General features: G+C 65.5%; 26 protein-coding genes. 11 read left to right on the top strand and 15 right to left on the bottom strand.

Annotated features, from left to right (window positions below; all coding sequences use genetic code 11):
- Positions 1–34: 34 nt before the first annotated feature.
- The 4 genes from L8K25_RS10100 to L8K25_RS10085 all read left to right on the top strand — a co-directional run bounded on the left by L8K25_RS10100 (position 35) and on the right by L8K25_RS10085 (position 2,620).
- Positions 35–565, top strand: a complete 531-nt coding sequence (locus L8K25_RS10100; protein WP_242138793.1) for a cupin domain-containing protein — start codon at positions 35–37, stop codon at positions 563–565.
- 67 nt (positions 566–632) lie between these two features.
- On the top strand, positions 633–1,256 hold the full coding sequence (locus L8K25_RS10095; RefSeq protein ID WP_242138792.1) for a carboxymuconolactone decarboxylase family protein: 624 nt from the start codon (positions 633–635) through the stop codon (positions 1,254–1,256).
- A gap of 83 nt (positions 1,257–1,339) precedes the next feature.
- Positions 1,340–2,086, top strand: coding sequence for an SDR family oxidoreductase (locus L8K25_RS10090; protein WP_242138791.1), 747 nt, complete (start codon positions 1,340–1,342; stop codon positions 2,084–2,086).
- Between the two features lie 48 nt (positions 2,087–2,134).
- Positions 2,135–2,620, top strand: a complete 486-nt coding sequence (locus L8K25_RS10085; protein WP_242138790.1) for a hypothetical protein — start codon at positions 2,135–2,137, stop codon at positions 2,618–2,620.
- Positions 2,621–2,668: 48 nt separating this feature from the next.
- Here the strand turns inward: L8K25_RS10085 and L8K25_RS10080 are convergent, their stop codons facing one another.
- Positions 2,669–3,286 (bottom strand): TetR/AcrR family transcriptional regulator, encoded by a 618-nt coding sequence (locus L8K25_RS10080; protein WP_242138789.1) that lies wholly within the window; start codon positions 3,284–3,286, stop codon positions 2,669–2,671.
- A 304-nt stretch (positions 3,287–3,590) separates the two neighbouring features.
- Here L8K25_RS10080 and L8K25_RS10075 point away from each other — a divergent pair, with 304 nt between their 5' ends.
- Both L8K25_RS10075 and L8K25_RS10070 read left to right on the top strand, forming a co-directional pair.
- Positions 3,591–4,898, top strand: coding sequence for an epoxide hydrolase family protein (locus L8K25_RS10075; RefSeq protein ID WP_242138788.1), 1,308 nt, complete (start codon positions 3,591–3,593; stop codon positions 4,896–4,898).
- A gap of 137 nt (positions 4,899–5,035) precedes the next feature.
- On the top strand, positions 5,036–5,785 hold the full coding sequence (locus L8K25_RS10070) for a DUF1223 domain-containing protein (RefSeq protein WP_242138787.1): 750 nt from the start codon (positions 5,036–5,038) through the stop codon (positions 5,783–5,785).
- A gap of 54 nt (positions 5,786–5,839) precedes the next feature.
- Here the strand turns inward: L8K25_RS10070 and L8K25_RS10065 are convergent, their stop codons facing one another.
- Entirely contained in the window at positions 5,840–6,463 is a 624-nt protein-coding gene (locus tag L8K25_RS10065) for a TetR/AcrR family transcriptional regulator (protein ID WP_242138786.1), read from the bottom strand.
- 168 nt (positions 6,464–6,631) lie between these two features.
- Positions 6,632–7,117 carry a hypothetical protein gene (locus L8K25_RS10060; RefSeq protein WP_242138785.1) on the bottom strand — a complete coding sequence of 162 codons (486 nt, stop codon included), beginning with the start codon at positions 7,115–7,117 and terminating at the stop codon, positions 6,632–6,634.
- A gap of 336 nt (positions 7,118–7,453) precedes the next feature.
- Between L8K25_RS10060 and L8K25_RS10055 the strand changes: the two genes are divergently transcribed.
- Positions 7,454–8,173: an SDR family oxidoreductase gene (locus tag L8K25_RS10055; RefSeq protein WP_242138784.1), complete on the top strand. Its 720-nt coding sequence runs from the start codon at positions 7,454–7,456 to the stop codon at positions 8,171–8,173.
- A 205-nt stretch (positions 8,174–8,378) separates the two neighbouring features.
- On the opposite strand, the gene L8K25_RS10050 is transcribed toward L8K25_RS10055, so the two are convergent.
- Complete coding sequence (locus L8K25_RS10050; RefSeq protein ID WP_242138783.1) at positions 8,379–9,176, bottom strand: Rid family hydrolase; 798 nt, start codon at positions 9,174–9,176, stop codon at positions 8,379–8,381.
- 146 nt (positions 9,177–9,322) lie between these two features.
- Here L8K25_RS10050 and L8K25_RS10045 point away from each other — a divergent pair, with 146 nt between their 5' ends.
- The gene (locus L8K25_RS10045; protein ID WP_277923572.1) at positions 9,323–9,931 is read left to right on the top strand and encodes a TetR/AcrR family transcriptional regulator; all 609 of its coding nucleotides are present in this window, start codon (positions 9,323–9,325) and stop codon (positions 9,929–9,931) included.
- Positions 9,932–9,960: 29 nt separating this feature from the next.
- On the opposite strand, the gene L8K25_RS10040 is transcribed toward L8K25_RS10045, so the two are convergent.
- From L8K25_RS10040 to L8K25_RS10030, 3 genes are all read right to left on the bottom strand, one after another.
- Positions 9,961–10,707 carry a DNA-binding domain-containing protein gene (locus tag L8K25_RS10040; RefSeq protein ID WP_242138781.1) on the bottom strand — a complete coding sequence of 249 codons (747 nt, stop codon included), beginning with the start codon at positions 10,705–10,707 and terminating at the stop codon, positions 9,961–9,963.
- Positions 10,704–11,546 carry a DUF692 domain-containing protein gene (locus L8K25_RS10035; protein WP_242138780.1) on the bottom strand — a complete coding sequence of 281 codons (843 nt, stop codon included), beginning with the start codon at positions 11,544–11,546 and terminating at the stop codon, positions 10,704–10,706. Before L8K25_RS10035 ends, L8K25_RS10040 begins: the two co-directional genes overlap by 4 nt.
- Positions 11,547–11,647: 101 nt before the next feature.
- On the bottom strand, positions 11,648–12,295 hold the full coding sequence (locus tag L8K25_RS10030; RefSeq protein ID WP_242138779.1) for a DUF1109 domain-containing protein: 648 nt from the start codon (positions 12,293–12,295) through the stop codon (positions 11,648–11,650).
- Positions 12,296–12,622: 327 nt separating this feature from the next.
- On the opposite strand from L8K25_RS10030, the gene L8K25_RS10025 reads away from it, so the two are divergent.
- Positions 12,623–13,597 carry a hypothetical protein gene (locus tag L8K25_RS10025; protein WP_242138778.1) on the top strand — a complete coding sequence of 325 codons (975 nt, stop codon included), beginning with the start codon at positions 12,623–12,625 and terminating at the stop codon, positions 13,595–13,597.
- A gap of 6 nt (positions 13,598–13,603) precedes the next feature.
- Here the strand turns inward: L8K25_RS10025 and L8K25_RS10020 are convergent, their stop codons facing one another.
- A complete protein-coding gene (locus L8K25_RS10020) occupies positions 13,604–14,497 on the bottom strand; it encodes a LysR family transcriptional regulator (RefSeq protein WP_242138777.1) in 894 nt (297 codons plus the stop codon).
- Between the two features lie 102 nt (positions 14,498–14,599).
- Between L8K25_RS10020 and L8K25_RS10015 the strand changes: the two genes are divergently transcribed.
- On the top strand, positions 14,600–15,538 hold the full coding sequence (locus tag L8K25_RS10015; protein WP_242138776.1) for an MBL fold metallo-hydrolase: 939 nt from the start codon (positions 14,600–14,602) through the stop codon (positions 15,536–15,538).
- A gap of 39 nt (positions 15,539–15,577) precedes the next feature.
- Here the strand turns inward: L8K25_RS10015 and L8K25_RS10010 are convergent, their stop codons facing one another.
- Genes L8K25_RS10010 through L8K25_RS09995 form a run of 4 tightly spaced genes read right to left on the bottom strand, consistent with a single transcriptional unit; the run spans position 15,578 to position 17,889 of the window.
- Entirely contained in the window at positions 15,578–16,042 is a 465-nt protein-coding gene (locus L8K25_RS10010) for a DoxX family protein (RefSeq protein ID WP_242138775.1), read from the bottom strand.
- Positions 16,039–16,773: a DNA-binding domain-containing protein gene (locus L8K25_RS10005; RefSeq protein WP_242138774.1), complete on the bottom strand. Its 735-nt coding sequence runs from the start codon at positions 16,771–16,773 to the stop codon at positions 16,039–16,041. The genes L8K25_RS10010 and L8K25_RS10005 overlap by 4 nt, the downstream gene beginning before the upstream one ends.
- A complete protein-coding gene (locus L8K25_RS10000; protein ID WP_242138773.1) occupies positions 16,766–17,599 on the bottom strand; it encodes a DUF692 domain-containing protein in 834 nt (277 codons plus the stop codon). The genes L8K25_RS10005 and L8K25_RS10000 overlap by 8 nt, the downstream gene beginning before the upstream one ends.
- A gap of 11 nt (positions 17,600–17,610) precedes the next feature.
- Complete coding sequence (locus L8K25_RS09995) at positions 17,611–17,889, bottom strand: DUF2282 domain-containing protein (RefSeq protein WP_242138772.1); 279 nt, start codon at positions 17,887–17,889, stop codon at positions 17,611–17,613.
- 228 nt (positions 17,890–18,117) lie between these two features.
- Between L8K25_RS09995 and L8K25_RS09990 the strand changes: the two genes are divergently transcribed.
- Positions 18,118–18,396: a hypothetical protein gene (locus L8K25_RS09990; protein ID WP_242138771.1), complete on the top strand. Its 279-nt coding sequence runs from the start codon at positions 18,118–18,120 to the stop codon at positions 18,394–18,396.
- Positions 18,397–18,586: 190 nt separating this feature from the next.
- Here the strand turns inward: L8K25_RS09990 and L8K25_RS09985 are convergent, their stop codons facing one another.
- The 3 genes from L8K25_RS09985 to L8K25_RS09975 form a co-directional block, all read right to left on the bottom strand.
- Entirely contained in the window at positions 18,587–19,213 is a 627-nt protein-coding gene (locus tag L8K25_RS09985; protein WP_242138770.1) for a DUF1109 domain-containing protein, read from the bottom strand.
- Between the two features lie 4 nt (positions 19,214–19,217).
- Positions 19,218–19,754 (bottom strand): sigma-70 family RNA polymerase sigma factor, encoded by a 537-nt coding sequence (locus L8K25_RS09980; RefSeq protein ID WP_242138769.1) that lies wholly within the window; start codon positions 19,752–19,754, stop codon positions 19,218–19,220.
- Positions 19,755–19,946: 192 nt separating this feature from the next.
- On the bottom strand, positions 19,947–21,145 hold a 1,199-nt coding region (locus tag L8K25_RS09975), incomplete at its 5' end, for an AraC family transcriptional regulator (RefSeq protein ID WP_242138768.1).

Here is a 21,145-nt window from a genome sequence, read left to right as displayed (position 1 = left end):
CATGGCCAAATCATTTGTCAAAGGAGACAACGAGATGAAGATGCGCAGGATCGTAAGCGCCGAGGGCAAGACGGGCGTCGTCATGCAAGTCGACGAGATGCTCGATACCGAAACGGCCGATCGGGTGACGAACATCTGGGGGTTCGACACAATCCCTCACTTGCCCCTGACACCGGAGCAAGTGCTGGGCGCGTACGAGCGAATGGGAATCTTCGGGCCGAAAGACTCGGTCCGGGTCGATCTCCAGGTCGTCCCCCCCGAGAAGGCCGGCGCGACGGATCTCGACAGCCTGATGTCGAAGATCGACTTCGGCACCGGCGGGGGCATGGCCCAAAGCGCGCATGGTGGTGCGATGCACCGGACCGACACCATCGATCTCGCGGTCGTGCTCAAGGGCGAAGTAGAGATCGCCTACCCGGGCGAAGACGGCCAAGTCCACACAACCACAGCCAAAGAAGGCGACTTCTTCGTGCAGAATGGCGCCTTTCACGAATTCCACAACCGCTCGGACGACCCTTGCGTGATCCTCATGGTCGTCTTCGGCGCCGAGAGAATGGCTGCCTAGGCGACCGGGACACTCAGACCGGGAACGCGGAACCACCATGGAACAGATCGAAACGAGGACATCGGCAATGACCTTTCCGACACGCTATGCGGCGGCAGTGGCAGTGCCGCTGCCGGACGACGACGTCATCAGGCCGGTTATCGAGGCGTATTACGGCAGCGCCTATCAGCCCGACACGACGCTCAACGTCGTCAAGATGTTCGCCGGAACGGGCGCGCACTTCGCGGGCGTGATCGATACGGTCAACGCGATCTTCGGTCCCGAAGGCATCGACCCGAAGCACCGGCAGGCGTGCATGATGCGCGTCGCCAAGGATTGCGACGCCCCCTATGAGTGGCAGATCCACGCGTCGATCGGCCGTAACGTAGGGCTCAGCGAAGACGAGATCGCCGCCTTCGCCTCGGATGGGCCAGTCGCCGGCGTCGGGCAGGATTATATTCTGCTGTGCCGCGCGTGCGACGAGTTGACCGGCGCCAAGACGCTCACCGACGACACGCTGAGCGAACTGCTGTCTACATTTGGTGAGGTTTCGACCCGCAAATATATCCTGTCGATCTCGGTCTTCGTTTTGATGGCGCTGTGTCTCAACGGCAATCGTGTCCCGCTGGAAAGCAGCGACAAGGTCAGCACGGTGACAACGAGCAATCCTGCCGGGTTGGCGGTGAGGCAAAGCGACCCACGCCAAAAGTAATCCTGGAAAAACGGCGACCAGAGCCAAAGCTCTGGTCGGTGAGACACTCCCCGGGCGTCGCGTCCAACGAAGAGGAAAACGACATGTTGCTATTGGACGCCAAGATCGCCGTCGTGACCGGCGGCAGCAGCGGCATCGGCCTCGCGACCGCCAAGCGGTTCGTCGAAGAGGGCGCGTATGTCTTCATCGTGGGTCGCCGCCAGGCCGAGCTCGACCAAGCCGTGGTTGACATCGGCAGGAACGTCACTGCCGTTCAAGCCGACATCTCGAAGCTCGAGGACCTCGACCATCTCTATGAGATCGTCGCAAGAAAGGGCAAGATCGACGTGATCTTCGCGGCTGCGGCCTTTGTCGAAAAGGTCCTGACCGTCGCCGTCACGCCCGAGCATTTTGACGCGACGTTCAACGCCAACGCGCGCGGGACGTATTTCACGGTGCAAAAGGCTCTGCCTTACTTGAACGACGGGGCGTCGATCATCCTCGTGGCATCCGCGGGCAAGACCATGGGCTTGCCCGGCCGCAGCACCTACAGCGCCAGCAAGGCGGCGCTGCGGTCGTTGGCCCGGACCTGGACCAGCGAATTCAAGGATCGGAAGATCAGGACCAACGTGCTGAGCCCCGGTCCGGTCGAGACGCCGATGTTCGAGGGCCAGTTCCCGTCCAAGGAAGGCGCTGCCGAAGCCAGGAAGCAGATGACCGCGACGATTCCGCTGGGCCGCCCGGGACGCCCGGAAGAGGTCGCGTCGGCGGCGCTGTTCCTCGCCTCGGACCTGAGCAGCTACGTTACCGGCATCGACCTTCCGGTCGACGGCGGCCTGACGGCGGTCTAGGCCAGGAAGGCGCTCGCGGTTCCGCGCCAGACAGGAGAGCATCCGGGAATGATGATCAAGGTTCTATGGGCCGCCGCAGCGGCAACGCTATCGGCAGCCCCGCTCGTGGCGGCATCCTACCGTACGCCCGTGCCGACGACCTTCGAGAGCCGCGGCGCCGATCGGCGAGCGATCGAGGCGGTGCTCAAGACCTATACCAAGGCGGTATCGACGAAGAACCAAGCGCTCTTTGAGACGCTGCTTCTCAACAAGGCGGTCCCCTTCTCCGGCATCCCGGTTGCTCAACACGCCGGGAGCGCGCTTGTGGATACGGCCCGATACGAAGACTTTCGCAAAGGCGTGTTCGACGGGGAGCCTTTCATCCAGCGATTTCAGGATGTTCACATCGCGCAGGACGGCGAGCTCGCCCAGGTTTCACTCGTCTTCGTGAACAGCACGGCGAAAGAGCAAATCTGGGGCTGGAAGACAATGCAGCTGGTCAAGGTCGGCGGCCAATGGAAGATCGCGGCGGAGTTCTTCACGGGCCACGAGTGACGGGTCATGGCCGAGCAGCGCGTTGAACGCGAACGTTCGACCCGCCGCTTAGCGCCCGGTGACCTCGCGTGAGGCGTCAGAAGGGTCGGCATCAGGCCAAACCGGCAACGCGAGCCCGATCGCCCGTCGCAAGTCCGTCCGCGTTGCCCCGGACTGGGCTTCGACCGCCATCCCCCAAGCGAGGATCAGCATGAGGCGCGATAGCGCGTCGGCGTCCATTCCCGGGGGAAACCGCTCGACTTCGTGCGCTTCGGCGAAGCGATCCCGGAGCCGCTTCCGCATCTGCTCGCGAAATCCGGCCAGCCATTCCCGCAGGGGCGCGCCGGCCGCAGAGGGAAGCGAGCTATTCATAGCGAGGCAGCCCGGCGCATGCCGTGAGTCGGTAAGCACATCGGCGTACCCGTAAAGAAAGTGCGTCGCGACGGCACGCGCCGTCGGCTCCCGCAAAGCCGCCTCAGCGATCTTATTCTGTTCGACGAAGTATCGCTCGATGACCGTCTTGAACAATGCTTCCTTGCTGCCAAAAGCGAAGTAGAAACTTGGCGGAGAGATTCCGATCGTTTTCGTCAAGTCGCTCAGCGAAGTCCCCTCGTAGCCGTTGCGCCAGAAGAGGGATGTTGCCTTGTCGATCGCGTCGTCAATTTCAAATTCGCGTGGGCGGCCCATTAATTCAGTCCATGGTTCTATACCATTCGCTATATATGACAGAATGGGGTCGGGCACAATTCTGCGATGCCGGTCGCCAGAGAATGGCGCCGCGAACGCCACGCCCCTTCCCCGCCCCGGCGCTCGAACCGGCCGTGCCGATCTGCCAGGCTGCTGGAGTGACTGCCGAACTAATGCAACGAGTCTGCCAGGCTTCGCTCCAACGCATAACCCTCCAACGCTTGTAACCTAACGCCCACCCCGTCCGAATGATCGACAGGGTGCGGACCGTCCGTGTTGCCGAGCGTCACGAACAGGAAAATTGATGCAAGAGCTTCTTCCGAACGACGACGGCACCGGCCGCACGCCCGCGCCCTTGCGCAGAACGCTGTTACTGGCGGCGGCCGGCCTTGGTGCGCTTGGCGTTGCGTCGGCCAGGGCAACCGCGAATGGGTCGATCTCGCCTTCGATCGGGGTCGACCTGCCGCCCGCTACGGAGGAGGTGAGTCCTTTCCGTGTCGCCATCGCGCCCGCCGCGATAGCGGATCTCAGGCGACGCCTTGCGATGACCCGCTGGCCCGATAAGGAGACCGTGACCGACGGTTCGCAAGGCGTCCAATTGCAGCGGGCGCGGATCCTCGTCGACTATTGGCGTGATGCGTATGACATGGGCCGGCTCGAACGCAGGCTCAACGCGTTTCCGCAATTCCGGACGGCGATCGACGGCCTGGGGATCCATTTGCTCCATGTCCGCTCAAAGCACGCGAACGCCCTGCCGATCATCCTCACGCATGGATGGCCGGGCTCGGTCGTCGAGTTTCTCGACGTGATCGGTCCGCTGACCGATCCGGAGGCGCATGGCGGACGCGCCGAGGATGCCTTTCACGTCGTGATCCCGTCGTTGCCGGGCTACGGCTTTTCGGACAAGCCGCGCCGGACAGGATGGGACGTACCGCGGATCGCCACCGCCTGGAGCACGCTGATGAAGCGGCTCGGCTATGGGCGCTGGGTCGCGCAGGGCGGCGACTGGGGCGCGCATGTCACCACGTGGCTCGGCGTGCAGAAGGCCGAGGGGCTGGCGGCGATCCACCTCAACCTGCCGACCCTCTCGCCGCCACCGCTCGACGGCGCGCCCAACGCCGAGGAGAAGGCGGCGATCGCCGAACTCAAGACGTTTTTCGCCACGATGACGGGGTATGGAAGCATCCAGGAAACACGTCCGCAGACACTTGGCTACGGCCTCGTCGATTCTCCAGTCGGGCAAGCGATGTGGATCTACGAGAAGTTCACCGACTGGAGCGACAGCAACCGGAACCCGGAAACGGAAATTGCGCGCGACGCGATGCTCGACGACATCATGCTGTACTGGATCACGGGGACCGGCGCCTCATCGGCAAGGCTCTACGCGGAAGACGCGGGGGAGCAGACGGCGCGGCAGGTGGTCGATATCCCTGTCGGGGTCAGCATCTTTCCGGCAGAGATCTACCGGCCGCCACGCATCTGGGGGGAACGGACCTATCCCAAGCTCTTCTACTGGAACCGCGTAGCGAAGGGCGGCCATTTCGCCGCGTTCGAGCAGCCGGCGCTGTTTACCGCGGAACTGCGGGCGTGCTTTGCCAGGATCCGGACTTAGCAAACGGGATTGCGCATCGCGATGAGATGAAACGGGCCGACTGCGCGCGGAAAGGCGACCTGTAACCGGAGACACGCGCCGAGCGGATTAGCGTAGGACGCCCCACGGGGCGCGCTTACGCGAAGAGGAACGACCTTATGTCACCCCGCCTTCTGACGACCCTGATTGTCCCGCTTGCGCTGGCCGCGTGCGGCGAGGCGGATAGCGCCCCCGCCGCCCCGACCCGCGCGGCGCAACCGATCGCGGGCGCATCCGCCGCGCATCCGGTGGTGCTCGAACTGTTCCAGAGCCAGGGATGCTCGTCGTGCCCGCCCGCCAACGCCAACGTCAACGCCCTTGCCGACCGACCTGACGTCCTCGCCCTGTCGTTCGCCGTCACCTATTGGGACCAGCTCGGCTGGAAGGACACGTTCGGTTCTCCGCGCTGGACCGCCCGCCAGTGGGACTACGCCCGCGCCGCCGGACGCGGGCAGGTCGCCACGCCGCAAGTGATCGTCAATGGCGGGCCGACCATCGTCGGCAGCAATCGCGCACAGCTCGACGCGCTTCTCGCCAGCGCGGGACCGGCGAAGGGCGGGCCGCAGATCAGCGAGGCCGACGGTCGCGTCCACCTTGCCGCAGCGGCCGCGCCGTCGGCCCCGGTGACCGTGTGGTTGGTCCGCTACGACCCGCGATCGCGCGAGGTCCCGATCAGCGCAGGCGAGAATGGCGGGCGTACGCTGCCGCACCGCGACATCGTGCGCGAGCTGGTGCGGCTTGGCGACTGGCGCGGGCCGGCAGCCGACTTTCGTTTGCCCGCCGCAACCGAGCGCGGCTTGAGCAGTGCGGTGCTGATGCAGCAGGGCCAGGGTGGCGCAATCGTCGCGGCGCGCAAGCTCGCGGCCTAGCATGCCCCGTCAGATCTGATCCTGATCGTTTGGATACCGGTCGGAGGTTTGTTATCAGCTGGTCGGCCACACCGTCAGGCTTGTCTCGACCACCCTTGCAAGATCGGCGCGGCTCGCGCCTGATCCCGCCTGGACCGCCATTCCCTGGAGGATCGCGTAGAGATACTGGGTCAGCCCCTCGGGATCGATCTGGTCGGGCAGGTCACCGTCGCGCTGGGCCTGGCGAAAGCGCTCGACCAAGGCGGCTTGAGACGACTTGCGGCGCTGGATGACGTCGGCCTTGATCGAGTCGGCTTCCGGGCCACAGGTAATGGCACTCATGACGCCCAGGCATCCCGTGGGACCCTGGCTGCTCGTTTGCGCGTCGAGCGCGCCGCGCAGAATATGGTCGGCAACGCCGCGCGCGGTCGGTGCGGCGAGCGCCTCGCGGGTATAAGCGAGCTTCTCCGCCTCGTAGAGGTCGAGCGCCTTGTGGAAGAGTGCTTCCTTGTTGCCGAACGCGGCATAGAGGCTTGGCTTGGTGATGCCCATCGCGGCGGTCAGGTCCGCCAACGATGCGCCCTCATACCCCTTGGTCCAGAAGACGCCGAGCGCAGTGCTGAGCGCTTCGACGGTGCAGAACTCCCGCGGGCGCCCGCGCCGGGCTGCAGTCGAAGCGAGAAGGGCATTTATTTTCATAACGATTGGTACATAATGTGCCTTCGTCGCGATGTCGATACCTCGCATCCGCGCAGAATTTTGCTGACGCCGGCGTCGCCGGGACGGTGGCCTGCTTCATCAGCACGATTGCTCGGAGCTGGCAGACCGGTTCGGCGGCGGCGCAATCCGCCCCGCTCCCTTTGCGGTTCAGCGGTCTGCCGCAGCGGGGCGCACGTAGATGACCGCGCCGGCAAGATCGGGGCGTCCGGCGGGCTGGGAGATATCGACCCACGCCCTGCCCTGATCGACCAGCGTCATGCGTCCCTCCCCTTCCGGCTTTCCGTCCCTCGCCACGTGATAGACGAGGACGCGAGCGCCTTCGGCGGTGACCGACAACGTCAGGCTGGTCGGCTTGAGGCGCCGAATGCTCATCGGCTGGCCGTCGACCCGGCCCTCGACCACCTCGCGCAGCGATGGGATTTCCCAGCGGATGCGGCCGTCCGGCTGGAGATGAAACCGATAGCCGTCCGCCGCAGCCTCCTTGATTTCTGCAGTGTTGCGCGTCGGGCTGATGACCCAGTCGCCATTCCAGGGACTTTCGGTCGAGACCGGGACCGGCGGCAGACGCTGCGCCGTCGCGGCGCCTGCGGTCACCGCGATGGCAGCGGCGCAGATGACAAGACGAGCGATCATGAGGTTCCTTTTGCGCTTGAGCCCGGGGGTATCGTCTGTCGGCGTTGTAACGCGACTGCAATGACGGCGGCCTTCCATTATCGGCGGACCGGCCGCGCGGTCGTGCGCATTACGACGGCCTTTTCGGAGCGCTGCTCCCGCATACCGATCTCTCCGTTTCCGCAGCCATTTCGTCGCGACCACACTGCAGTCTTTGACATCAAACTGATTTTCTATAGTAATCGATACATTACGCGGTTTCAGCGTTCGTGCCAAGGTCTTTCGATCGCGTGCAACACCACGCGCAACGGCATCGACATTCTGATCCGTCAACCATCACGCTAAGGATCATCGATCGTGGCTCATCGCACTTTTCTCGTGACCGGCGCCACCAAAGGCATCGGGCTGGCGATCTCGAAACGTCTTGCAGGCGCAGGACATGCGGTCGTCGGCATTGCGCGGGATCCACTTGCGTCCTTCCCCGGAACCCTCGTCTCGGTCGACCTGAGCGATGACACGGCCTCGGCCGAGGCCTTCGTTGCGCTCGCCCAGCACCATTCGTTCGACGGCGTCGTCAACAATGCCGGCGTTGGGAAGCAGCAGTTTCTTGGCGAGATCGATCTCGCCATCGTCGACGAGCTGCTGCGCTTCAATCTCCACGCGCCGATCGCCGCCGTCCAGGCAATTCTCCCGACGCTGCGGCAGAAGCGCTGGGGACGCATCGTCAACATCACCAGTTTGGCGACCCTCGGAATGGCCAAGCGAACGGCGTACGCAGCTAGCAAGGCGGCGCTCGCGAGCTTCACGCGGACCTGGGCGCTGGAACTGGCGGAGACGGGCATCACGGTCAACTCGGTCTCTCCCGGGCCCGTCGAAACCGAATTGCTCCGCCGCTATACGCCGGCCGGCAGCGAGGCCGAGCGTGTCTTCCTCGCGAACATCCCGATGCGGCGTGTGGGGCAGCCGGAAGAGATCGCGGCGGCCGTCGCCTTCCTTCTGTCGGAGGATGCCGGCTACATCACCGGGCAAACCCTGTGCGTCGATGGCGGCGGATCGATTGGAAGAGCGGCCATGTGAGGCCGGATCACGCGGTCAGCCTGCCCCCATGCACTGCGTCCGATGCCGTGTCTCCCCCTGCAACCCGCAAAGGACCGAGCCGAAGCTCCGCGAGAGCGAAACGCGGTGCTATATGCGCGATCCTGACGGCCACCTCATCGAGGTCGGCGAAGCGAAGCGGTAGCGGCGGCTCGCCGACCCGCCGCTGAAGGGGCGCCGACCCGCTTCAGGGAAGGCGCACCACCATTTCGATCTCGACCTTGATTTCGGGTCGATAGAGCGCTTGCACGCCGATCGTCGTGATGCTGGGCATCGCGTCGCCGAACAGCGCCCGCAACGGGACGAGGGCCTGCCCGAAGGCTTCGGTCGTCGCGTTCACGACATAGACGCGCACCATGACGATGTCGTGCGCAGTCGCCTCGAGTTCCTTTAGGGCGGCGGCGAGGCTGGAGGTCGCGATCGTGGCCTGCTCGGCGAGATCGTCGGGCACGGCATCGATCCCGGGCGCTGCCGCGATCTGGCCGGACAGGAATGCGAGCCGGCCCGGTTCCGCGACGCTGATGTGCGAGTAGCCGAGCGAGGCCATATCCCACATCGTCGGCGGGTTGCGGCGGCTTACCGACGCTGATGCTCGCGACGGAATCCGCGCGGTTACCTTGATTTCAAAATCGAAGCCGGCGAGCCACGTAGCGCCGATTGCGGTCCAGTTCGGATAGGGCGTGTGCGAAAGTTTTTCGGTCTTCACCGCCATGACCGCGTCCATTTGCGCTTCCGGGTCGGTGTGGAACGTCGTCACGTCGATCATGTCATCGAATGTGCATCCGGCCGCTGCGAGCGTGGCTTCCAGATTGGCGAACGCCTGCCGAACCTGCGCTTCGAAATCGGGTTCGGGCGAACCGTCCGCACGACTGCCGACCTGACCCGACACGAACAACAGGTCGCCCGACCGAATTGCGGCGGAATACCCGTTCTTCTCGTACAGGGCGTGGCGGCCCACCGGAAAGACTGCTTCACGCTTGAACATATCGAAATCCTTTTCACGAGAGGGCAAACCCGCCCAGGGTCCCGTGGCTGGACACCCCGAGGCAGTAGGAGTAGCGGCATACGCTTCGTATGTGAAAGCACGGATGAACGTCGCCCGTCAATCTCATATACGAAACGTATGCGAAATTGGAGGTAGCCTTGGCTGCAAAGCGTCGCGCTGAAACGACCGAAGAAAATCGCCTCAAACTGCTCGGCGCCGCGCGAAAGGCGTTCGGCGCGGCGGGATTTGCCGCCGCCTCGATGGACGACCTCACCGCGCAGGTCGGGCTTACCCGTGGCGCCCTCTATCATGGCTTTGGCGACAAGAAGGGACTGCTGGCCGCCGTCGTCGCCCAGGTCGATGGCGAGATGGCGGCGCGCGCGCATCAGGCGGGCGCAACAGCGGCCACGCCGTGGGACAGGCTGCTGGCGGAAGGCGTCGCCTATATCGAGTTGGCGCTGGAGCCGGAGGTTCGGCGGATCGTCTTGCTGGACGGGCCAGCCTTCCTGGGCGATCCATCGACCTGGCCGAGCCAGAATGCCTGCCTGAGCATGACCAAACAGGCGGTCGGCGACTTGATCGCCGATGGGGTGATGAAACCCGTCGATATCGAGGCCGCGGCGCGGCTCCTGAGCGGCACGGCGTTCAACGCCGCGCTTTGGGTTGCCGCGAGCGACGAACCACACAGTGTCTTGCCGAAAGCGATCGAGGCCTTCCGGCTGTTGGCAGAGGGGCTCTTGGCGAACAGGCCCTGAGCTGCTGTTTCCCGCTCTCTTGTTTCGGCTCATCGAATATCCACGATCAGACCATCTTGCACCCAGGACGCCAGATATCGGCCAGCCGCCAGCAGGGCTTCCTCGACGCCGATCCGTTCGGCCAGACCGTCACACAGGTGCGCGAAACTCGAGCCCGATGCGGCGCGCTGGATCGCGTCGCTTTCGGTCTGCTCGATCGTTGCGAAATGCGGCTGCAGGTCCGCCCGCCAGACCCGCACCCAGGCTGGTTCTGGCAGCATCTGCGCGGCAGGGACGGCATCGCCAGCCGCGATCGCGGTCCAGATCGCGCCGCAATTCGTCTTCACTGGCAGCAGGTCAAGCGTCGGGACGAAGTGGAGGACGGCATCGTCCCAATCGACCTCGGCGAAGCGCGCCGGATCGAACGGGCGCGCATCGGGACCGTCGAACGCGCGGCGTAGCGCCCAATCGAGCGCGGCGATCTCCGCGACCTCCGGGTCTTCGGGATAGAGCGCGTCGATCGTGTCGGCGAAGCCGATCCCGTACTCGCCCAGCGTCCAGCTCGTCGGAGCATGGAGCGCGATATGATGTCGCGCCGCGGCCTCGAACGCGTCGTCGCCGAGCCACGCCCAGAGCCGTTCGTAGCTGTCCTTCAAGCACGCGACGAGTTGGGCGCGATACGCATTGTGGTAGACCGCGAGACCGGGGCCGGCGCTGCCGCCCACGGCGACCGGGAGATCGGTCGGCTGGTCGAGCAGGAAGTCCAGGAACGTCCGCTGCAGCGCGAGCAGGCTCATGCCGCCAGCGCCATCGCGTCGGTGGCGATCCGGCGGGCGATGTCGAGCTCGCACAGCAACTCGCCAAGCGGCGGGATATTGTCGTCGCGCTCGATCATCGCCGCGACCGGACCCAGTCGCGGGTAGATCCGGTTGAACAGGTCCCAGACCGGATCCGCCACCGGCTGGTCGTGCGTGTCGATCAGGCGCTCGCGCCCCTGGCTATGGCCCGCGAGATGGATCTGGCGGACGCGATCGGCGGGGACACCGGCCAGATACGCGTAAGGGTCGAAGCCGTTGTTGGTGCCGCTCACATAGATGTTGTTGACATCGAGCAGGAGGTAGCAGCCGGTCCGCCGGGTCATCTCGGCGAGGAACGCCCACTCGGTCATCTGATCGTCGGCGAAGGTCAGGTAGGTCGACGGGTTCTCGAGGACGAGCGGGCGTTCGAGCACGTCCTGGACATGCCGGATGTTGGCGCAGACCGTGTCGAGCGCCTCCTCCGTGAACGGCAGCGGCAGCAGGTCGTGCGAATTGACATGCGCGACTCGTGACCAGCTGAGATGGTCGGACACCCATAACGGCTGGGCCCGGTCGGCGAGCGCCTTGAGCCGGGTCAGATAGTCCGTGCGCACGCCGTCAGCCGAACCGATCGACATCGAAACGCCGTGCATCGCGACCGGCCACCGCTCGCGCACCTGGTCGAGCACGCGAAGCGGGCGGCCGCCGGCGACCATAAAGTTCTCCGAGATGATCTCGATGAAATCGACGGGGACGGGTTCGGCGAGGAAGGTCTGGAAGTGCGGGATACGCAGCCCAAGCCCGAACCCTTGAAATGGTGCGATCTCTACGTCCGGCACGGCTTGTCTCCAATGGTGTGCCGGCGCTCGCTCCGGAGGGAGACCGACCCGGCAATAAGGGGAATTTCGATCGCCCGGCGTCGAAGGTTACAGCGGCAACCTCACCATCGCAGCAGGCGAGGACCCGCCACCGCGCCGAGCACCGTCGCCGCGGCAAGGCCCAGCGAGTACCAGAGGAGGACGAACCCCGGCGAGCTTTCGGTGCAGTGCAGCGCGTAGATCGACGCCCCGGTGCCGCCCGAGACCAGGCCCGCCGCCGCGCCCGCCGCGCGCAACCGGGTCGGCGCCAGCCGCGACATCGCCCAGATCAGCCCGACGAACACCGGCAGCGCGAGCGCCGCGACATAAGCGGGGCACTGCCACCAGCTCGATCCCAGCCAGAACGCCTCGGAATCGCCAGCCGGGGCCGCGGCCCACCGCATCGCGGCGATCGCCGCCAACGCCGCGACCGGGGGCCAGAGCAGCCGCGACCAGTGGAGCTTCGCCGCATCGGGCCTGCTCAGCCGGTCGAGCGCCACGAAACCCAGCGACGCGATCGACGCGGTGTAGAGCAGCTTGATCCAGAACGACGCGGTCATGACGGCCGTGGCCATGTCGGGCCGCGGACCGAGGCTGGGCCAGAACAGCACCGCGACCGCGGCGGCCACCGCGCCGGCGACGAGCCCCTTGCGCAGAAGACGTCTCGGCGCGCCCACGGGGACGGGGCTCAATCCGGTCGATAGGTCGGCAATCAACGCTTCGGTGTTCATGAAATGCTCCGTCGATCCCCCGTCCGACGGGCCTCCACGCCGCGAGTCTTCGCTACATTCGGTGCTCGGAAGCAAACGGTTACGCCAAGGAAGCCTGGCCGTAACCGCACCACCCGGCCGCCACCGGGAGACGGCGCGGCGACCGATGCGCTCCCGCAGGCCGGACCAGTAATCGCAGCCAAGAAGGCGAGCGAAGCGTAACCTTCGCCCCCCTGCGGCCGGATACACGCGGTGTTCCTCGGCAACGGAAGTCCAACCATGTCCATCGCTCGCCTCCTGCCGTCCGCCGCTCCGGCGCTCGCTGCCGCCGCTGCGTTGCGCTGATCCATGGCGCGGTTCGATCGGCGCGCCGTCCTTCTGGGCCTGGGTGCAACAGCCATCGGCGGCGCGTCGCTTGCCGGCGCCGGCGCGGCGCCTGCCTATGACGATCCCGACACCCTGTACGCGGCCTTGCGCAACCAACCCGGGGACCAGCTGCAGATCGGTGGCGGGACGATCCGTCTCGTGTTTGCCGACGGCGCGCAGGGTCTCGCACGAGGCCCCGTCCTTGCCTGGGTGCGCACTGCGGCGATGGCGCTGACGGCCTATTTCGGCCGGTATCCCGTCAGCGATCACGGCCTGCTGATCATCGCCGAGCCCGGCGATCGCGTCGGGCATGCCACCACGTTCGGGTACGCCGGCTCGGCGACCCGGATCCATGTCGGCATGGACGCCGGCCGTGCGGCGTTCGACCGCGATTGGGTGCTGGTGCACGAGATGGTCCATACCGCCCTGCCCGACCTGCCGCGCCGCGCGCTCTGGCTGCAGGAAGGGAATGCGACCTATGTCGAGCCGATCGCCCGCGCCCTTATCGGCCAGCTGACCCCCGAAGCGGTCTGGCAGGCGGCGGCCGCGGGAATGGCCAAGGGAATTCCGCGGGCCGGCGACGCGGGCATGGACGGGACCCGTGCCTGGGGCAGGCTGTATTGGGGCGGGGCGCTGTTCTGGCTGCTCGCCGAAATCAGCATCTATCGCGACACGAAGGGCGCCCGGTCGCTCCGCGACGCCCTCCGGCACATCAACCGCATGAGCGGCGGCAACACGGCGACCTGGTCGCCCGAACAGCTGATGATGGTCGGAGACGCGGCGATCGGTGCGACATCGCTCGGCAAACTCTACAGCCGTTTCGCCACCACCGCTGTATCGACCGACCTGGTCGACCTCTTTCAAGAGCTTGGAATTGTAACGGGCGCGAATGGCCAACTCATGCTCGACAACCGAGCGCCCTTGGCCAGATTGCGCGCGCGCATAACGTCGGATTGATCCGAATCACCGATCGCCCGCAAAGCGCGCCGCGAGAAAATCGATTAACAGCCGGATTTTGAGGAAGCGCCCACGACCGGTCGGAAACACCGCATGCAATTCCGGCATACGACCCGTCCAGCGCTGCAACACGGGAACGACCAGACCATTCGCCACCAGCGGAGCGACGAGCTGATCGGTCGCCAACATCAAACCAAATCCGGCTTCGAGCGCTCCGAGCAGTGCGGACGGATCGTCGGCGATCATCACCGGCGCGATCGCGTAGTCCTGGACCGGGCCACCGTCGCTCAGCCCCCACGCATGGCCATCCTGGCGCTCGGCCAGGCGATTGGCGAGCGTCGCGTGATCCAGCAGGTCGGTTGGTTGCGACGGCATTCCCCGACGGTCGAGATACGCGGGCGCCGCGTAGATCCGGTTCGGGAATCGCGTCAGTCGCCGCGCGACCAGCGCACTGTCGGGAAGCGGGCCGAGCCGCAGAGCGATATCGACATCCTCGCCAATCAGATCCGTCGGGCGATGATCGATCCGCAGATCGAAGCGGATGTGCGGATGCAGCCTACCGAACTCGACCAGCAGCGGCGCGACGACGCCCACCGCCAGCGAATGGGGCAGGCTGATCCTGATCCAGCCGGCCGCCTCGCCTTGCAGGTCTCTGACCGCCTGTTCGGCTGCGGCCAGCATTTGCCCCCAATCTCCGAGATGCCGGCGATATTCATAGCCGGCTTCGGTCAGCGACAGGGACCGGGTCGTACGATCGAACAGCCGCGCCCCGAGCGCGGTTTCGAGCGCACGGACCCGCCGCACCAAGTTGGTTTTCGGCTGGCGCAACCGCGATGCAGCGGCCGTGAAGCCCCCGAACTGGGCAACCGCAAGAAAGGCGAGCGTATCATCGGCAGACATCGAATCTCTATTAGACCGAATAAGGTCCGCTGAATACCTTGAACGGCGGCTAATCGGCGCGGTCGATGGCGACTATCTGCTCGTATCAAGAGGAGACGAACGATGAATATCGGCAAAACTTTGGCGGCCGCCCTGCTTACCACCGTTCCGGCAGCGTCCGTAGCGCAGGCCTCGTGGCCACAGTCGCCGGGCTACTATCGGATGCAGCTCGGCGATTTCCGCGTGACGGTCCTGTCGGACGGGTCGGTAGATCGGGACCTGCCGGCCATCATGAGCGATCCGGATCTGGTCCGCGATCGCTACCGGAGGCAGCATCAGGCGCTTCCGGCGCGGCTGTCGATCAACTGCTACCTGATCGACACGGGCGCGCATCGCATCCTGATCGACACCGGGGCTGGCGAACTGTTCGGCGCGGGCGTCGCCGGACAGCTCGTCGCCAATCTGCGCAGCGCGGGTTACGTGCCCGAGGATATCGACACGATCCTGCTAACGCATATTCACGGCGACCATTCCGGTGGCCTTTCGATCGGTGGTCGACGGGTCTTCCCGGCCGCGACCGTCTATGTCGATGCAGCCGACCCCGCGCTGTGGCTGAGCAAGGCGGCAGAAGCGCGCGCGCCAGCGGGACAACGCAGTACATTCGAGCAGTCGCAAAAGACGGTCGGTCCCTATGTGGCCGCAGGTCGATTGAAGACCTTCGAGGCACCGACCAGCCTGTTTCCCGGCGTCCGTGCCATTCCGCTGCGCGGGCACACACCAGGACAAAGCGGCTATATCATCGACAGCAAGGGCGAGCGGCTGCTGTTGTGGGGTGACGTCATTCATTCGGCCGAGGTACAGTTTCAGGAACCCTCGGTGACGATCCACTATGACGTCGATCCGAAAGCTGCCGCGGCCACGCGCGGCCGTATTCTGGCGGAGACGGCCGAAAGCGGTATGCTCGTGGGTGGCGCCCATATCTCGTTCCCCGGGCTGGGACATGTCGTCCGCAACACGACGGGGTATAACTGGGTGCCGCAACCTTGGTCCTCGCAGCCTTGATCGCCGACGCCGCAAGCGCGGCGACGCGCTCCTCGGGGATCAGTCTGCCGCATACTCCCGTGCCTTGCGCGCGCGCGTCGGATCCAGGCCCAGCAGATGGTCGAACGAGAATGTACCGCCGCCCCGGAAGATGATGGGGAGCAGCAGACCCGCCCAGCTCAGATGGGTCGGCCAGGCGTCCGGGTAGACGAACACCTCGATGACTGTGGTCATGCCGAGCAGGCCCAGCGCCGCGACCCGGTTGAACAGCCCGAGCACCAGCAGGATCGGGAACAGATGCTCTTGGTAGGTCGCCAGGTGCGCCGCGACATGCGGCGGGATCAGCGGAAGCTTATAGTCGGTTTCGAACAGCGTGTAGGTGCTGTCGGTGATGTGCAGCAGGCCATCGACCTTGGTCCGCCCCGACATGAAGAAGATCGCGGCCACGCCGAGGCGCGCGACCAATAGCAGGATCGAGCCGGGAAGCCGGTCGAGCCGTGAGCAGAAACGGGCGTAAAGGTTCATGGTCGGTGTTCCCTTGGAAGCGCTTCGGCGAACGCGCCGGCGGACAGCAGCAGTGCGAAGATCGATGCGACGTCGCCGCCTTCACCTGCCGCGTTGGCGGCGGCTTCGGCGAGCGTCGCGCCCGCGAGGAAGGCTCTGGTCGGCGCATCGATAGTGCGAACCTCGACCGCGTCGCCCGGCCGCGTGACGAGGGCGATCTCGGCCCCCCAGACGATCGCGTCGAACGCGTCGGGTCCGGCGTCCGGCTGATGCGCCAGCCACAGACTTGCTGCCGGCATGGGGGCTGTCACGATCCGGGTTGCGGGATGCCGATGCAACGCTGCTTTCGGATCGAGCCCGCGCGAAAGCGCCGCCGCGTCGAGCGGTGGACGGTCTGCGGAAAACAACGCCTCGGTCACGGTCCGCTCGAGCGCCGCCACGGCGCCGAGATACGGTGCTTCGGCAAACGGCGTCCAGGCGTCGACGAAGGGTGCGAACCTGTCGCCATACAGGCAAAGCCGCGGCTCGCGCGGCGGGGCAACCTCGACATAGGACGTCGCGCACGCGGAGAAAGCGTCGTCTCCGACCATCGCCGCGGTCACCGGGTAATTGGCGAACAGCGCGTCCAGCGCCGCCTTGCTCGCGGTATTGCGATGGACCGCGAGCGCGCGCCGCAGCGCCGGATCGTTCGACGTGTCCGGGACGGCGAGCATGGCGCCGAAGGCGTGCTGGAAATCGGCGGCATCAAGCATCGATCGGCATCCTCTGTTCGAGCAGATGGTGCGCGCGGTCGCGCTCCAGCATCAGTTCCGCGAAGGGCGGAATCTCGTCATCACGTTCGATCAGAGTCGGACGCGGGCCGACGCGGTCGATCAGGCGTTGATAGAGCAGCCAGACCGGGTCGGAGACCGGCGCGTCATGGCTGTCGATCAGCAATCCGCTTACGGGGTCCGGATCGGGGCGGTGACCGGCGAGGTGGATCTCGCCGATGATCGCGGCCGGGATCGCGTCGATCCGGACTTCCGGCGAAAAGCGCAGGTTCGCCGCACTGACGAAGATGTTGTTCACGTCGACCAGCAGCCCGCACCCCGTGCGCGCCGTCAGCTCCGAAAGGAAGGTCGCCTCGTCGAAATCATGTCCGGGCAGATCGATATACAGCGAGGGATTTTCGACCAGGATCGATCGGCCGAGCGCGTCCTGCACGCGCGCCACGTTATCCGCGGTGATGTCGAGCGCCTGGCGCGTTCGCGGGAACGGGAGGAAGTCGGCATGATGCGCACCCTTCCATCTCTGCCATGCCAGATGGTCCGAAATGGCAGCCGGGCGAACGCGCTCGGCGAGGACCCGTAGCCTGCGGAGATGATCGCGCGAAGGCGGTTCCACCGACGCGAGCGAGAGGCCGACGCCGTGGAGCGAGATCGCAAAGCGCTCGGCGAGCTCCATCAGCGCGCGCAGCCGCGGCCCGCCATCGACCATATAGTTTTCGGCATGGACCTCGAACCACAGGCCCAGGTTTCGCGCCGTCAGCGCTTCGTCGAGATGCTCGAGCTTGAAACCCAGGCCTGCGGTCATGATCATCGGACGCGCGCTCAGGCGCCGGGCGTCAGCGAGCCGAAGCCGGCAGGCGTCTTTATCCTGGCGCAGGTGCCGGCCGGCACGAGCTTCCAGGCGTCCTTCTGATAGTTGACCTTCGACGTGCCCGCGCAGGTGGTGCCGGCGCCGGCCTTGCAGTCGTTCTTGCCGGCCTTGGCGACGCCGTAGCATTTCTCCATCGGCTTGCTCGCCTGGGCGTGGGCGGCGGTGGTGGCGCCCGCCGCGAGCGACGCGAGGAGCAGGGCGCTGAGCGCGGTAGTCGTACGGTTGGTCATGTACAGTCTCCGATCAGCCTCACGTACGGCGCCCGCAGGATAGGGCGCCGTACGATGGTCCGGGAGGCTGGCAGGGTCGGACCATGCCGACGGATTCGCTTGAATTGGCGTTGCGGTTACAGCGATATTTTGCATTTAGATTTAGACTTGGTCTGTAACCGACAGTCTTTCAGCGACGAAATCATCGGTGCCACTCGGCAACACCATCTCTCTATTCAGGAGTTTGCTATGAAAACCTTCAAGACCGGCGCTGCCATCGCTTCCGCCGCCGCCATGCTCGCCATCGCCGGCGTCGCTTCGGTGAGCCCGGCTCAAGCCGCCGGCGCGCACGCTTCGGGCAAGGTGCAGCCGTGTTACGGCGTCAATTCGTGCAAGGGTCAGTCGGATTGCAAGTCGGGCACGCACGAATGCAAGGGCCAGAACGACTGCAAGGGCCAGGGTTTCAAGGACCTCTCCGCCAAGTCGTGCGCGAAGATGGGCGGCAGCCTCACCCCGCCGGCCGGCTGAGCAGCCCAAGGCCTCGGCTGGACCGCCAGGCCCCGGCTACGCGGCAATACCGTCCGGCGGCCGAAGGCTGCCGGACGGTATTTCGTGGTTTGAAAAGGCACGCTCGAAAGGGGGGACATGGCGTCGCCGACCATCACGACCGTCGGCCGATCGCCCACCCGCAGCTACGGCCTTTCGCGCGTCGGTGCCGCTACCAGCGTGAGATCTGGGGTAGGATGGCCCGCGCGAGCAGCGTAATGGCGGCGCAGCCGAGGGCGTACCAGACCACGATGTAGAAGGGATCGTCGCTCGGGCAGTGAAACGCGAAAATGAACGCGCCCCACGCGGCCGCCGCGACGCCGACGGCGGCGGCGCTGGCCGGATGATCGGTCGGCGCCCCCTGGCGCATCATATAGCCCAGCGCGACCACGGGCGGAACCGATAGGATCGTCATGACGGTGAGGCACTCGATGCCCATCCGCCACATCAACCGCGCCGCGAGCCCCTCCAGCCCCTGACCGGCAACACCGAGGACGGTGCCGGCGAAGAGGATCCCGCCAAGGGCAAGCGCCCAGCGGCGGAGTCCCTTGCGCGGCGACGATTCCGGGCTGAAGGACCGCAACGCCACAACCACGCCGATGAGCGCAAGCACTGCGAGCCCCGCCATCTTCCACCAAAAGGCCGCACGGCCGAGCGCCGCACCGATATCGGGCCGGATCGTGCCAAGCGCCAGGAAGCCCGCAAGCTCGACGACCGCGAGCAGGAGGAGGATAAGACTCTGCGCGCCGAACCTCGGCCGGGCGACCGGACGAAGATCTCGTGTTAGTGTATCAATCAACGGATCATTCGACATCGGCTTGCTTCTGAACAATCGCGGCCAGCCGCGCCAGCCCGCGGTGGATGTTGACCTTGATCAGCGATCCCGACTGGCCGGTCCGCTCCGAGGCTTCCTCTACCGAAAATCCCTCGATCTTCACGAGCCGAATGGCTTCGGCCTGGGCGGGTTTCAACTCGGTCATCAATCGCGCCAGAACCACCGAGCTGGTCACGCTGCTCTCATGGTCCTCGACAGCGATCTCCTCGGGCAGTTCCTCCGTCCTCGAGCGGCTCATCGACCGTAAGCGATCGATCCACTTGTACCGGGCGACCGCCACCAGCCACGGCTTGAACGGCCGGTGCGGGTCATAGGTGTGGCGCTTCTCATGGATCGCGATCAGCGTGTCCTGGACCGCGTCGTCGACCATCGCCGGGGGAAGCCGCCGTGCGTAGAAACCCTTCAGCCAATGCCGGATTTCGTCGAGCAACCGCCGATAGGCGGCGGCGTGCCCTGCTTGCGCCGCGGCCATCAATTGGCCCCATTGATCGGCGGACTTGCTCAACGTCAAGCTTCCCGGGGCCAGGGCCGCAGGGCCAGCCGATCGAGGATACGCAAGGCGAAGGCGGGGTTGCACGTCCCGACATTCGGCGAAACCGGCGGGGTGGTTACAGCTTCGCGGGATATAAATATTCGCCGGTTTCCCAGGCCTGGTGCCGGAGTGCTTCGCAAGCGCGGGACTGGGAGTGGATTTGACTTAATGCGCACCCGGGATTTCTCCGTTCAGGCGCATGCGGCTCGGATCGATGCCGAATTCGCTGCGAAAGCTTCGGCTGAAATGGCTGCGGCTGGCGAAGCCGACATGATGGGCGATGTCGGAGATGGACATCTCCGTCGACAGGAGGATGCGCCGCGCTTTGTCGAGACGCGCACGGCTGACGAATTCCATGGGGGGCGATCCCACCGTCTCTGCGAAGACCTTGGCGAATTTGGACCTGCTCATGCCCGCGGTTCGGGCGAGATCCGCCAGACTATGATCCGCGGTCGGGTCCTCGACGATCAGCGCCACCGCACGAGCGAGCGACGGCCGCTCGAACAGGCCCGGGAGGACGTTCCGTGCACCGCGCTCCTGCGCGGAGCGGCGCAACGCCAAGATGACGCACGCCTTCATCAGCGATCCGATCAGCGCCTTGCTTCCTAGCGACGCAACGCCCGTTTCCCGAAGGATCGTCGCGAAAGCGACACCGACGATCGGCTCATCGGCGACGTGAGCACAGATCGGCCCTTTCAGTCCCTCGAATGGCCCGAACGAACCGCCGATATCGGCTTTGATCTGGCCGCAGGCGACGACGACGCTGCTCCGGCTTCCCAGGGTCGCGTCGTAATGCATCAGGCCGTCGCGCCGCCTGCGGCACGTCTCCCGCGCGGTAAAGATCTCGGAGGGCGTGGCCGAGCCGCCGATCATCTGATCGATATAGGCCGGCACCAGAACAACGCTGCCCACCGGCGCCGCGATGCGCTCGCCGCCCGGGAAACCAAGATAGAGCGTCCCAGCAAGGACGAAGTGCACTTCGATCTTGTCGAGTTGCTTGATTTCGATCGCCGAAGTCGCGGTGAACTCACAGACCGCGAACGCCTTCACGTCCACCGTGAGTGCAGCGAGAATCTGCTCGATGGCGGCGTCGTTCATGACCGACACTGTGTGCGGTTTTATCGCCGGGGTTCCAGACGATTCGCAACGAAGCGGAAGATACGGATGATGCGGCACGGCGTGGGATGATCGGGCACGGGCGTAGCAAGGGGGAATATATCTGTGAAAAGCGCCATGCCGGTGGCCTCCGACTCGTGGATGCAAAACGGCGCGCACACCCCGACTCACGGGCTTTTGTACGGGACACCGTAACCGCGCATACGCGACGTGCCTTCGGGCGGAGCTGCGGCAGTAACGGTCGACCG

The sequence above is a fragment of the Sphingomonas sp. TREG-RG-20F-R18-01 genome (assembly GCF_022662475.1).
Classification (GTDB): domain Bacteria; phylum Pseudomonadota; class Alphaproteobacteria; order Sphingomonadales; family Sphingomonadaceae; genus Sphingomonas.
The sequence above is the reverse complement of the archived record's forward strand: the minus strand, read 5'-3'. Positions and strand labels throughout refer to the sequence as shown.